This is a genomic window from Sphingomonas sp. ASY06-1R (genome assembly GCF_052180265.1).
In the GTDB taxonomy this organism is placed as follows: Bacteria; Pseudomonadota; Alphaproteobacteria; order Sphingomonadales; family Sphingomonadaceae; genus Sphingomonas_I.
The window spans coordinates 2,946,146-2,959,212 of record NZ_CP197464.1 but is presented as its reverse complement, the minus strand read 5'-3'; the positions used below and the strand labels follow the sequence as shown (position 1 = coordinate 2,959,212).

The following is a 13,067-nucleotide window of genomic DNA, read 5'->3' as shown; positions in this document are numbered from 1 at the left end:
CTCTGCCGCCCGCGTTCGCGCTGGCGGCAGTCTTTTTCCGGAATCGCGTTACTTCGTAGCGGAGAGTTAAGTGTATAATTTCCAGCCCCCCATTCTGCCGACGCAGCATCAGGCTCTCATCGAATGGGTGGGCGAACTGGCCGTGCATCTGCAGCCCGACGAAGTTCGTTGGTGCGATGGATCGGATGCGGAATGGTCCGAACTCACCCGGCAGCTGGTGGCAAGTGGCACGTTGGTGCAGCTCGACCCGGGTAAACGTCCCAACAGTTTCTATGCGCGTTCCGATCCGCGCGATGTCGCCCGGGTCGAAAGCCGTACCTTCATCTGTTCCGAACGGCAGGAGGATGCCGGCCCGACCAATAACTGGCGGGCGCCCGCCAGCACCCGCGCCAATCTAGATCGCCTGTTCGCCGGCTGCATGCGCGGCCGGACGATGTATGTCGTGCCCTTCTGCATGGGGCCGCTCGGCTCCGACAAGAGCATGATCGGGGTCGAGATAACCGACAGTCCCTATGTCGTCCTGTCGATGCGGATCATGGCGCGGATGGGCCAGAGCGCGCTCGACATGCTCGGTGACGACGGCTTCTTCGTCCGCTGCGTCCACTCGGTCGGCATGCCGCTGATCGATGGTGCCCCCGACGTGCCATGGCCCTGCAATGACGAGAAATGGATCGTCCATTTTCCGGAAACGCGGGAAATCTGGTCCTACGGATCGGGCTATGGCGGCAACGCTTTGCTCGGCAAGAAATGCCTCGCCTTGCGCATCGCCTCCGTGATGGCACGCGACGAAGGCTGGCTGGCCGAGCATATGCTCATCCTCAAGCTGACTTCGCCTGAAGGTGCCGTGCACTATATCGCTGCGGCATTCCCCAGCGCCTGCGGCAAAACCAACATGGCAATGCTGCAGCCTACCATCCCGGGATGGAAAGCCGAAACGATCGGTGACGATATCGCCTGGATGCGGTTCGGCCAGGACGGGCGGCTCTACGCGATCAATCCCGAAGCCGGCTTCTTCGGCGTAGCACCCGGTACCGGCCCGAAGACCAATCGGAATGCGGTGGAAACGCTGACCGGCAATTGCATCTTCACCAACACCGCGCTGACCGCCGATGGCGACGTCTGGTGGGAAGGGTTGAGCGAAACGCCCCCGGAAGGGCTGACCGATTGGCAGGGTCGCCCCTGGACGCCGGAGGCAGGGACGCCCGCCGCCCATGCAAATGCGCGCTTCACCGTGCCGGCCGCGCAATGTCCCTCGATTGCACCGGAATGGGATGCGCCGGAAGGCGTGCCGATCTCCGCCTTGTTGTTCGGCGGGCGGCGCGCATCGGCCGTGCCGCTGGTGACGGAGGCGTTGTCCTGGCAGCATGGCGTCTATCTTGCCGCCAATATCGCGTCCGAAGGCACTGCGGCGGCCGAAAACAGCATCGGTGAGCTGCGCCGTGATCCGTTCGCGATGCTGCCTTTCTGCGGCTATAATATCAGCGACTATTTCCGCCATTGGTTGCGGCTCGGCAGCGCTGCGGCATCGGATGCGCGCCAGCTGCCTGGGCTCTATCTGGTGAACTGGTTCCGCAAGGGACCCGATGGCCGCTTCGTATGGCCGGGCTTCGGCGACAATGGGCGCGTGCTTAAATGGATCGTCGAGCGGGTCGAAGGCAAGGCGGATGCGCAATCGACACCGATTGGCAACGTGCCGAATGAAGCCGATCTGGACGTGAGCGGGCTCGACCTCACCGCCGATCAGCTGCACATCCTGCTTAATGTCGATCGTGACGTTTGGCGGCAGGAAGCCGCGTTGAGCGCGGCCTTTTTGGGCTCCCTGGGGGATGCGGTACCGCTGCCCCTGATCCAGGAGCAGGACGCGCTCGAAAGCCGGTTGGCATCCTAGCGAGCGGCGGCGGGGAGACGGGGATGAGGGTTGATCGTCCGCTTGCCGCCTCGCTGGCCGCGGCCCTGCTTTCGGCCTGCGCCTGGGCGCAAGCGGCACCGCCGGTTGATCCGGCGCGGGCGCGGATAGCGGCGGAATCGCAGGCGGAGCGTGCGCGCGAGCTCCGGCTGCTGGGCATCGATACGCTGCGGCCGACCGTCTCCGCCCGCAATCCCGCAGCTCCGGACTTCGCCAATTTCGATGAGGCAAAGGCCAATCCCTTCCCCGATCTGCCGTCGCTGCTGACGACCGGAAACGGGCATAGGGTGACCACGGCGGCGATGTGGTGGAAGGTACGACGGCCGGAAATCGCGCAACTTTTGGACGCCAATCTCTATGGAATCGTGCCGGCGCATCTTCCGGCCGTGACCTGGCGGGTGATCGATACGGCGCGGGGAGAGGTTGGCGGGGTTGCGGTGGAGACCCGCACGCTGGTCGGCCACGTCGACAATCGCAGCGCGCCGGCGATCAATGTCGATATCCTGATGACGGTCACCGTACCGCTGGCGCTGCGCGGCAAGCATGTTCCGGCGGTGATATTGTTCGGCTCGACCGACCCACGTCCGCGCCCGCTCAGTGCCTTCGGCATCAGCGAGCCCGATGGACCCAGCGAGCGCGAGCAGATCATCGCCAAAGGCTGGGCGGTGGTGGTGCTGGACCCAGGCTCGGTCCAGGCCGACAATGCGGCGGGCTTGACGCAGGGCATCATCGGCCTCGCCAACAAGGGGCAACCGCGCAGCCTGCAGGATTGGGGCGCGCTGCGCGCCTGGGCCTGGGGCGCGGGTCGCGGGCTCGACTATCTTGCGACCGACCGCAACGTGGACGCCAAGCGCGTCGCGATCTTCGGCCACTCCCGCTACGGCAAGGCCGCGCTCGTCACATTGGCCTACGACCGACGCTTTGCCACCGGCTACATCAGCTCGTCGGGCGCGGGCGGGGCCGCCTTGTACCGCCGCAATTATGGCGAGGGCATTCCAAACCTCGCCGCGGCCAGCGAATTCCACTGGTTCGCGGGCAATTTCCTCAAATATGCCGCTATCGGGCGCAGCGCGGCCGATCTGCCGGTGGACGCGCACGAACTGATCGCGATGGTCGCGCCGCGCCCGCTGTTTATCGGCGGCGGTGCGCTGATGCTGTCGCCGCCCGCGGCCGTGCCCGGCGACGCCTGGACCGACACGCCCGGCATGTTCAAGGCGGCCGCCGCGGCGAGCCCGGTCTGGACGCTGCTCGGCGCCAAAGGGCTGGAGACCACGAACACGCCACCGCCGCTCGTGTATCTGGGTGCGGACGACATCGGCTTTCGTCAGCATCAATATGGCCATACGCCAAAGCCAAACTGGCCTTACTTCATCCAGTTCGCCTCCAAATATTTCGGCAGGGGGCGGGGCCAGTGACGATGTTCAGCCGCCGCGATCTCTGCCTGACCGGCGGGCAGGTGCTGATGACTGCGGGCCTGTCTGGCCCTGCCATCGCGCAGCGACGACGCAATCCTGCAGCTCAGGAGATTGCCACGGCGTTATTGGGTGTGGGCCGTGCGGAGCTGCTTGCCGGCGACCCGGACAGCGCGGTGCGTGCGATCGCCTTGGTGACCGATCCTACCTTGGCGGCGCTGCGCAAGGCGGTGGCAGCGGGATGCTCGCTCATCCTCAGTCCCGAAACACCTTTCTACGGCAAACCGCCGGATCCCGCCGCGGCCAGCGGGCCGTTTGCCGCGATGGCGGAAAGCGCGGCCAAGGCCTTGCGCGACAGCCCGGCACTGCGCGCCAAGCAGGCGCTGATCGCCGATCATAAGCTGGCCGTCTACCGGGTCTCGCCCCAGACCGGCTATGGGGCCGACACCTCGGTTGAGGCACTGGCCGCCAAGCTCGGCTGGAGCGACCATCGCGCCGGCGGCGCACGCCCCATCTATCGCCCCCCGGCGCTGACTCTTTCGGCCTTGGTGGCGCTCGCGCATGCCCGCCTCGACGCGGAGGGCGGGTTGCGCTTCATCGGCGATCCCGCAATGCGGCTATCATCCATCCTTCTGGTGCCCGGCACGGCCGAGGTGGTCTCGACCACGCAGGCGCTGCGACATGCCGATGCGCTGCTGACCGGCGATCTGCGCGAATGGGAATTGGTCGAATATGTCCATGACAGCGCCGAAGCGGGCATCCCCAAGGCCCTGGTTTCCACCGGCCGCATCCTCTCCGAACGGCCCTTCCTGGAGCGGTGCGGGCAAGCGCTGGAACGTGTCTTCCCGCACGTCCGGCAGCATCGCCCGATCAGCAGCGACCCCTTCTGGCGGGTGCAGGCATGACCCCGCGCCAATTGGTCGACCTGATCTATCGCAGGGCCGCCGAAGAAGGCACGCCGCCCGCCACCATCCCGTCGCGGCGCGACACGTTCAAGATCGGCGATCCCGATGCGCCGATTACCGGCATCGCCACCACCGGCATGACAACCTTCCGCGTGCTGAAGCGCGCGGCCGCCGAAGGCCGCAACTTCATCATCACGCATGAAGACACATGGTTTCGCGACAACGATATCGTCGACTTTCTCGGGGACGACCCGATCTACCTCGCCAAGAAAGCGTTCATCGAACGGCATAAGCTGATCATCTGGCGCAACCACGATCTGGCGCACCGCATGCGGCCCGACCCGCTGTTCGCTGGCCAATTGCGTACGCTCGGCTGGACCGCGGATCCGATCGAGCCCGCACCGCGCATGCCGATCGTCACCTTGCCGCAGCCGATGACCCTGCGCGCGCTCGCCCGCTATGCCGCAGCGCGCACCGGTGTCCGCTCGCACCGCGTGACCGGCGATCCGGACATGATCGTGCGCAAGGTCGCGGTCGGCGTCGGCTATGCCTTTCCCAGTTTCCCGACCCTGCCCGATGTCGATGCGATCGTCGGCGGGGAGTCGGCGGAGGGCAGCGCCGGCACGCTGCCGACCATGGATCAGAGCGCCTTTGCGGCGGACATGACGACGCTCGGCCGCCCCCGGGGCATCATCTTTCTCGGCCATATGGGCACCGAAGACAGCCCGATGACGCTGGTTGCCGACTGGTTGCGCGGCTTCGTGCGTGACATTCCGATCGCTTTTCTCGCCGCTGGCGAGCCCTTTCACCCACCTTTGTCGGGCTTCACGGACACGGAACCACGCGCAAAAACACGCTAAAATGACGGCAAAAAACGGCAGGAGAGGCCCTTATGGACAGGCATTTTACACTTGGATTGGCAGGATCCGCGCTCCTTGCGGTAACGCTTGCGGCCTCTGCCGGCGCGCAATTTGCCGGCCGGGAAGATCCGATGCCGGTCACCACGCCCAAGATTGCGGAAAGCTATTGGTCCGCCAAACCCAGCAAGCCCACGCCCTATACCGCGCCCAACAAGGTTCATTGGAAGCTGTCGGAAATCCTTGCCGCACATCGCGGCAAGAGCGATTGGGTCCAGCCGATCATCCGCAATCCCGAGCAGGATGCGGACTATATCTCGCTCGGCGTGGGCAAGAAGACCAAGCGCAAAATGTATGCCGATGATCGGGTCGTATGGATCGTCCAGGACGGCTCGATGCGCGTGTCGATCGACGGAGTGGAGCCGTTCGTCGCGACCAAGGGCTTCATGGTCAACGTGCCCTTCCGCCATTTCTACTCGATCGAAACGGTCGGCGATCGCCCGTCATTGCGGTTCGAGGTGCGCCAGGCCGGCTCACCGCCGCTCTATCCGGTCGATGAGACGCCCGATCCCTATCCGGGACGCACCTATATGAAGGTGACGGGCTCGCCCGGACCGTCCAAGGATCGCGACACCAACCCGATCTACGTCGATTTCTGGAAGCAGATCGGCAACAGCGACAAGCCTTATAACGGCAAGTTCGTGTGGGACGATCACTTCACCTCCAACATCCTGCGCGGCAAGGCGCAGCCCGTCGCACCGGTCACCAACAAGGGGCATTTCCACGTCGACTGGACCGAATTCTGGTACGTCATGGAGGGCAAGATCGGCTATCAGATCGAGGGATATCCCTTCTTCGAAGCCGATCAGGGCGACATCGTCACCGCGCAAAAGGGGCGCTGGCACCGTCCTTCCAACGCGCCGGACGCCCCGGTTTCGACGCGCATTCCGTTCAATCCGCGCCCCGTCATCCTGCATAATTTCGCGACGGACTAAGGCAATGACGCCCGCCTGCGCAGAGGATTTCCGGCTGCTGGCCGAGCGCCGGCTGCCGCGTTTCCTGTTCGATTATATCGACGGCGGGTCCTATGCCGAGGTCACGATGCGGCGCAACGTGGCCGATCTGGAACGGCTGCAATTGCGCCAGCGCGTGCTGCGCGACGTGTCGGGGGTTCGGTTGGATACCGAACTGCTCGGCCGCCGCGTCAGCATGCCGCTGGCGCTCGCCCCCATCGGCCTCGCCGGCCTCTACGCACGGCGCGGTGAGGTGCAGGCGGCGCGTGCGGCGGAGGCGGCAGGCGTGCCCTTCATCCTGTCCGCATCCGCCTGCTGCGCGATTGAAGAAGTCGCACCCGCCGTACGCGAACCGCTCATCTTCCAGCTCTACATGATCAAGGATCGCGGCTTCATGGAAGCGATGCTGGATCGCGCGCGTGCGGCGGGCGTGGAGACGCTGGTAATGACGGTCGATCTCATCATGCACAGCCCGCGCTATCGCGATATGCGCTCCAGCCTGACCGGCGATCAAGGATTTGCCGCCCGGCTGAAGCGCGCCTTCGAAATCCTGCGCCACCCGCGCTGGGCATGGGATGTCGGCGTTCGCGGCGGCCCGCATGTGCTCGGAAACTTCGCTTCCGCCATGCCGGAGGGGGCCGGGTTGGCGCAATTCACCGCCTGGGTATCGCGCAATTTCGATCCCTCGATCAGCTGGGACGACCTCGCCTGGATCAAGGCGCGGTGGAACGGCCGGCTGGTGCTGAAGGGCATATTGGATCCCGACGATGCCCGCCGGGCGGTGGAGGTCGGCGCGGATGCGATCGTCGTGTCCAATCATGGTGGGCGTCAACTGGATGGCGCACCCTCGACGATCGCCGCGCTTCCGGCGGTGGTGGACGCAGTCGATGGTCGGATCGAGGTCCTCCTGGATGGCGGCATCCGGTCCGGCATCGATATCCTGCGCGCGCTCGCCTTGGGCGCGCATGGCGTGCTGATCGGCCGTGCCTGGGCGTTCGCGCTTGGTGCGCGGGGCGGGGCGGGGGTGTCCCGGATGCTGGAGATGCTGCGGCAGGAGCTGTTGGTGGCGATGGCGCTCACGGGTCACAGCGATATCGCTTCGGTGGGGCCGGACGCGCTGATGCGGCGGGATCCCGACGCACGGCGCGACAGCGCCGAAGGGAGGCAATGATGGGGTTCCGTCACCTTGGCTTGGCGCTGATACTCGCCGGACAGACGACCATGCTGCCGGCGCAGATCGCGGTTTCGGCCAATGACGGCAAAGCGGTGCCGGCCGACATGCCCGACGCGCCCCGCACCGCCGATACCATAGCGGTATTGGAGATCGGCCGGGCGGGGGTCACGATGCTTGCGACCCTGCCGGTTCCGGCGACGGTTGCCGGTCCGCCGGGAACGGTGGCGATGAGCGCGGACAGCCGCCTGGCGATCGTCACGGCTGGACAGATGGTGAACGACGCCGGGGCGCTGGCGCCTGCCGAAATCGTGTCGGTGGTCGATCTGCGTGCGCCGCGCGCGCCGCGCCTGGTGCAGACGCTCCACGCAGGCGCGGGCGCGGCGGGCGTGGCCATCAATCCGGCCGGCACGCTGGCACTGGTCGCCAATACCAACGCCGACAGCGTGTCGATCTTCACCATCGCCCATCGGCGGCTGACATCGGCGGGCACGATCGCACTCGATCCGAAAAGCCGTCCGGTCGATCTCGCCTTCGCCGACGGACGCACCGTCTATGTCGTGGCACAAGGTACGAACCGGCTGCTGCGCTTCACGCTTCGCGGCACGCAGTGGACCCCGGCGGGAGAGGCGATCGCGGTCGGTGCGGGACCCTATAGTCTCGCCCTCAATCCGCGGCGGCAGGTGGCCTATGTCAGCCATCTCGGCGGCCGCGCCCCTTCTACCGCACCGGGACCAAAGCCAGGTTCAATCGGTATCGTCAATCTGAAAGCCGGGCGAATGGTCGGGCAGGTGGATACCGGCGTGACCCCCGAACATGTCGGCCTGTCACCCAGCGGAGACTATCTGCAGGTGACCGTGAACAACGGCTCCACCCTTCCTTCCCATTCTCCGGCTTTTCATGATTTCGGGCGGATGACCGTCTATCGCGCCGACGGCCTGCGCCTCACGCCCGTCGCCGAGACCAGGACCGGCCGCTGGTGCCAGGGCGCGGCGTGGCGCGCGGACGAGACGCAGATCTTGCTGCAATGCGCGCGCGACAAGCAGATCGAGCCTTATGCCTTCGACGGTCATGCGCTGACGCTGGGCACTCCGGTCACCTTCGATGCCAGGCCGGGCGCCATCGCCACCGCGCGCAGCCGATAATCACAATCGCCACGAACAGGGGAAGATATGCGCAGGATATTGCTGGGATCGGTCGGCTGGGCCGCCATGGTCGTGTCGGCGCAGGCGGCCACGCCGGACATGCCATTCAAAAATCCCGCGCTGCCGGTCGCGCAGCGGGTGGACGATCTGATCTCGCGACTGACGCTTGAGGAGAAGGCATCGCAGCTCGTCAATCAGGCGCGCGCCATCCCAAGGTTGGGCATCCCCGAATATGATTGGTGGAGCGAGGCGCTGCATGGCGTGGCGAACAATGGCTATGCCACGGTCTTCCCCGAACCGATCGGGCTCGCCGCCACTTTCGATCCGGCGGCCATCCAGGAAATGGGGGCGGCGATCGGCGACGAGGGCCGGGTCAAATGGAATATCATCGAGCGCGCCGGCGGCCCCCACAAGATCATGCAGGGCCTCACTTTCTGGTCGCCCAATATCAACATCTTCCGCGATCCGCGTTGGGGTCGCGGCCAGGAAACCTATGGCGAAGATCCCTTCCTGACGGGCAAGCTGGGCGTCGCCTTCGTCCGCGGCATGCAGGGCGACGATCCGCTTCATTATCGGGTCTCGGCCACAGCCAAACATTATGCCGTGCACAGCGGACCTGAGCCGGGCCGTCACAGCGACAATATCACGGTGAGCCTCCACGATATGGAGGACACCTATTTGCCCGCCTTCCGCGAGATCGTCGTCGACGGGAAAGTGGAATCGGTGATGTGCGCCTATAACGCCGTCAATGGCCAACCCGCCTGCGCCAACGAATTCCTGCTCAAGGATCGGCTGCGCGATGCATGGGGCTTCAAGGGCCATGTCGTATCCGACTGTGATTCCATCGCCGATATCGAGCGCGGCCACCATTATACCAAGACGGTGGCGGAGGCGGCGGCTGTGTCGATGAAGCTCGGCGTCGACAATGACTGCACCGAATATGGCCGCAAGCCCGGCCCGACGTCCGATTACGATCCCTATCGCGAGGCGATGCAGCAGGGGCTGCTGCCGCAATCCGCGGTCGATCAGTCGCTGCGGCGCCTGTTCACGGTCCGCATGCGGCTGGGCCTGTTCGATCCGCCCGCCTCTGTCCCGTATGCGCAGATTCCGGACACGGTGCTGAATTCCGACAAGCATCGCGCGCTCGCCCTGAAGCTCGCACGCGAATCTATGGTCTTGCTCAAGAATGACGGTGTGTTGCCGCTCAAGCGGTCGGCGATCCGTCGCATCGCCGTGGTCGGGCCGCTGGCCGACCAGACCGAGGTCTTGCTGGGCAATTATCATGGCCAGCCGCTGCGGCCGATCTCGGCACTCGACGGCATTCGCGCCGAATTTCCGGACGCGCAGATCGTGTTCGAGCCGGGTACCGATTTCCTGAGACTGGCAGAACCGGTTCCGACCAGCGCGCTGCGGACGCCCGATGGTCAGCCGGGGATGAAAGCCGAATATTGGCGCAATGGCGATTTCTCCGGCGCACCCGCCTTGACCCGGATCGACCCCCGGGTCGCGTTCGAGCGCAACGCGCCCGCGGCCTTGCCTGACGCTGCGACCGTATCGGTCCGTTGGACCGGAAGCGTGACCGCACCGGCCGACGGCACCTATCGGATCGGCATCGACGGGCGGGCCGCCAAGCTGTGGATCGACGACAAATTGGTGGCCGACAATAGTGGCGCGCAGCAGCGTGGGCCCAATCTGGTCGAACTCGCGCTGCGCAAGGGCGAGGCGCACACGGTGCGGATCGAACAAAGCCCGAGCCGCTTCCCACCACGCTTCGTCTGGAACGAGATCCGCAAGGACGCTCTGGCGCGCGCCGTGGCGGCGGCGCGCGATGCCGATCTGGTCATCGGGGTCGCGGGGATCACATCGGCGCTCGAGGGCGAGGAGATGACGGTGAATATCCCAGGCTTCAAGGGCGGGGATCGCACCAGCCTGGACATGCCGGCGGACGAGGAAGCCGTGCTGAAGGCGGTGAAGGACACGGGCAAGCCGTTGGTGCTGGTGTTGATGAACGGATCGGCGCTGTCGGTGAACTGGGCTGCGCAACATGCCAACGCGATTCTGGAAGCCTGGTATCCCGGCCAGGAAGGCGGCACCGCGATCGCGCAAACCCTGTCCGGTGCGAACAATCCGTCCGGCCGGCTGCCCGTCACCTTCTATACCGGCGTCGATCAGCTCCCGCCATTTTCCGACTACGCCATGAACCAACGGACCTATCGCTATTTCACGGGCAAGCCGCTTTACCCGTTCGGTCATGGGCTGAGTTACACGCGGTTCAGTTATGGCAAGGTGGCGCTTTCCGATAACAATGTGAAAGCGGGTGCGACGATCGGCGTGGATGCGACCGTCCGCAATGACGGCAAGGTCGCCGGAGATGACGTCGTCCAGCTCTATCTGAGCTTCCCGGATGCGCCCGGCATGCCGGTCCGCGCCCTGCGCGGCTTCACCCGTGTCAGCCTGGCACCCGGTGCCAGCCAGCGGGTTCATTTCGATCTGAATGCACGGGACCTGTCGAGCGTGACATCTGCCGGGGCGCGGGTTGTTACGGCCGGGACGTATCGCGTCAACCTGGGCGGCGGGCAGCCTGTAAGCGGCGCGGGAGGCGCCACCGCAAGCTTCACCATCGCCGGCGAATACAAGCTGCCATTATAGAAAGCAGATGGGGCTGCGGCCCGGCCGGGCGCGCAACCCCATCATGATTTTGCGTCCGACCGGGCAGAACCCGGCCGGACGCGGCGGAAGGGGGGGCCTATCCGCCATCCGTGACCGTCATCAGACTCATATTGTGGTGGCCGCCGGGCGCGGCGACCTGCACCGGTCGGGATGCACGGTAATCGTCGACTGCGCGTAACAGGCCAGCCGCCTCGGCCGGGACGATGGCGGTGCGAATATCGGCACCATTCTCATCCTTCAGCTTGAACGCCCAAGTCTGCTGACGATCGGTCTGATATTGCGCAGCGATGGCCCGCACCGCGGCCTCGTCCAGCTCAAATGCGATCGTCTTGGTCAGCGCACAGTTGAAATTATTATTGTTGTCGTTGGTGGCACAGGGATCCTGCGCATCGAGTTGCAGCGTCAGCGGTGCCGCCTGAAGCCCCGCCGGTGTCACGAAATGCGCCGAACGATAGGCACGCTGCGTCCCGTAATAGCGGACCTTGGTACGGACCTCATATTTGGTCGCGCCGGTCCGCTTATCCACGGTTGCGCGCAGGTGATTATCATGCCCGTCCAGGCGGAAGAGGCCCCAGCCTTCGCGGTGCGCCTTTCGCGTGGAGAGGGTGGCGTGATATTCCAACGGATCGTCCTGCAACGTCGTCGCTGCCTGGAAGGCATCGGGCGACATCGCCAGCAGCCTCTTGGGCGGCTGCCGATCTGCCTGAGCCGCCCCGGGGACGACCGCGGCCAGTAGGCCGGCAAGGATCAGCTTACGCATCGTCTATATCCTGTGGGTAGCCCGCGATCAGTCGCGCGCGGTGGACTTGGCGGCATCCGCCGTGTCGGCGCGGGCCAGTTCGACCGAGCTGCATGGCGCCTTCGGCAAGGCATTGGCGCCATAGACCGGCAATTTGCCGGCGGGCAGGCTGTGCATGGTCTTGCCGCAGGTTGCGGCAGTCGCATCGGCCGTGCGATAGGATACTTGCGGGCTGCGGCCAGCCAGTGCGCCGGAGCCGGCGGGAACAAGCTGGGCAATGGCCGACGAAGCCGGCAGGACGAGCGCGCAGGTGGCAATCAGCAAAGTGCGGGTCACGACTGAAACTCCATCAAGGCGGAATGCCTTATGACCCCAAGGTAGGGGCTGGGATTTTCCACCACTTGCCGCGATTGTAAGAAAGTATGTCTAGACCGGATTGGCCCGATGCGGTCTTTACACCGCGCGCTAGAGACGGGCCGCGGGAGAAGAGGGAGCTTATGTTGCTTGTTGCTGACGACCGCAGCGGAAGAGTGCGGACATGACCTCGCCCGTGATCGTGCTGGTGGAAGACGACCCTGCCCTGCGCAGCCTGACCGCGCGCACGCTCCAGGAAAACGGTTATGTCGTGCGCCCATGTGCGACCGCGCCGGAAATGTGGCGCGCGATGGAGACCGGGCAGGTCGACCTCGTGTTGCTCGACATCATGCTGCCGGGAACGAGCGGGATCGATTTGTGCCGTGCCCTGCGACGCGAGAGCGACGTTCCGATCATCTTCATCAGTGCCAAGGGCAGCGAAACCGACCGCGTCATCGGTCTGGAGCTTGGCGCCGATGACTATCTGCCGAAGCCATTCGGTACGCGCGAGTTGATCGCGCGCGTCCGCGCCGTGTTGCGCCGGGGATCCGCCGAAGACAGGCGGACGGAGCGGGACCAGGGCATCGTCGAATTTGACGGTTTCACCCTTTCGCTGCCGCGTCGCGAGCTGTTGTCGCCGAGCGGCGGCACGATCGATCTTACCGGCGCGGAGTTCGACCTGCTGGTGGCACTGGTCGATAATGCGCAGCGCATCATCGCCCGGGAGCGGCTGATCGAACTCTCGCGCACGCGGATGGGCGACAGTTCGGATCGGTCGGTGGACGTGCTGGTGAGCCGCCTGCGGCGGAAATTGTCGAGTTCGGGCAAGGAGGCGCCCATCATCACGGTGCGGGGCGTCGGCTATATGTTGAATGCGGCGGTCACGCGGAGTTGA

At 65.4% G+C, this 13,067-nt stretch carries 11 protein-coding genes; 9 read left to right on the top strand and 2 right to left on the bottom strand.

Going from position 1 to position 13,067, the window contains the following annotated elements:
- The first annotated feature begins 70 nt into the window (after window positions 1–70).
- The 8 genes from ACSBM8_RS14180 to ACSBM8_RS14145 are packed head-to-tail and all read left to right on the top strand — an operon-like array spanning window position 71 to window position 11,058.
- A complete protein-coding gene (locus ACSBM8_RS14180) occupies window positions 71–1,888 on the top strand; it encodes a phosphoenolpyruvate carboxykinase (GTP) (RefSeq protein WP_442678647.1) in 1,818 nt (605 codons plus the stop codon).
- A 23-nt stretch (window positions 1,889–1,911) separates the two neighbouring features.
- On the top strand, window positions 1,912–3,321 hold the full coding sequence (locus ACSBM8_RS14175; protein WP_442678646.1) for an alpha/beta hydrolase family protein: 1,410 nt from the start codon (window positions 1,912–1,914) through the stop codon (window positions 3,319–3,321).
- Window positions 3,322–3,323: 2 nt separating this feature from the next.
- Window positions 3,324–4,223 carry a Nif3-like dinuclear metal center hexameric protein gene (locus ACSBM8_RS14170; RefSeq protein WP_442681604.1) on the top strand — a complete coding sequence of 300 codons (900 nt, stop codon included), beginning with the start codon at window positions 3,324–3,326 and terminating at the stop codon, window positions 4,221–4,223.
- Window positions 4,220–5,083 (top strand): Nif3-like dinuclear metal center hexameric protein, encoded by an 864-nt coding sequence (locus ACSBM8_RS14165; protein WP_442678645.1) that lies wholly within the window; start codon window positions 4,220–4,222, stop codon window positions 5,081–5,083. The genes ACSBM8_RS14170 and ACSBM8_RS14165 overlap by 4 nt, the downstream gene beginning before the upstream one ends.
- 32 nt (window positions 5,084–5,115) lie before the next feature.
- Window positions 5,116–6,075: a cupin domain-containing protein gene (locus tag ACSBM8_RS14160; RefSeq protein WP_442678644.1), complete on the top strand. Its 960-nt coding sequence runs from the start codon at window positions 5,116–5,118 to the stop codon at window positions 6,073–6,075.
- 4 nt (window positions 6,076–6,079) lie between these two features.
- On the top strand, window positions 6,080–7,264 hold the full coding sequence (locus tag ACSBM8_RS14155; protein WP_442678643.1) for an L-lactate dehydrogenase: 1,185 nt from the start codon (window positions 6,080–6,082) through the stop codon (window positions 7,262–7,264).
- Window positions 7,261–8,409: a YncE family protein gene (locus ACSBM8_RS14150; RefSeq protein WP_442678642.1), complete on the top strand. Its 1,149-nt coding sequence runs from the start codon at window positions 7,261–7,263 to the stop codon at window positions 8,407–8,409. Before ACSBM8_RS14155 ends, ACSBM8_RS14150 begins: the two co-directional genes overlap by 4 nt.
- 27 nt (window positions 8,410–8,436) lie before the next feature.
- A complete protein-coding gene (locus ACSBM8_RS14145) occupies window positions 8,437–11,058 on the top strand; it encodes a glycoside hydrolase family 3 C-terminal domain-containing protein (RefSeq protein WP_442678641.1) in 2,622 nt (873 codons plus the stop codon).
- Window positions 11,059–11,155: 97 nt separating this feature from the next.
- On the opposite strand, the gene ACSBM8_RS14140 is transcribed toward ACSBM8_RS14145, so the two are convergent.
- Both ACSBM8_RS14140 and ACSBM8_RS14135 read right to left on the bottom strand, forming a co-directional pair.
- Window positions 11,156–11,839, bottom strand: a complete 684-nt coding sequence (locus ACSBM8_RS14140) for a hypothetical protein (protein ID WP_442678640.1) — start codon at window positions 11,837–11,839, stop codon at window positions 11,156–11,158.
- Window positions 11,840–11,866: 27 nt separating this feature from the next.
- Window positions 11,867–12,154 (bottom strand): hypothetical protein, encoded by a 288-nt coding sequence (locus ACSBM8_RS14135; protein WP_442678639.1) that lies wholly within the window; start codon window positions 12,152–12,154, stop codon window positions 11,867–11,869.
- Between the two features lie 202 nt (window positions 12,155–12,356).
- Between ACSBM8_RS14135 and ACSBM8_RS14130 the strand changes: the two genes are divergently transcribed.
- A complete protein-coding gene (locus ACSBM8_RS14130; RefSeq protein WP_442678638.1) occupies window positions 12,357–13,067 on the top strand; it encodes a response regulator in 711 nt (236 codons plus the stop codon).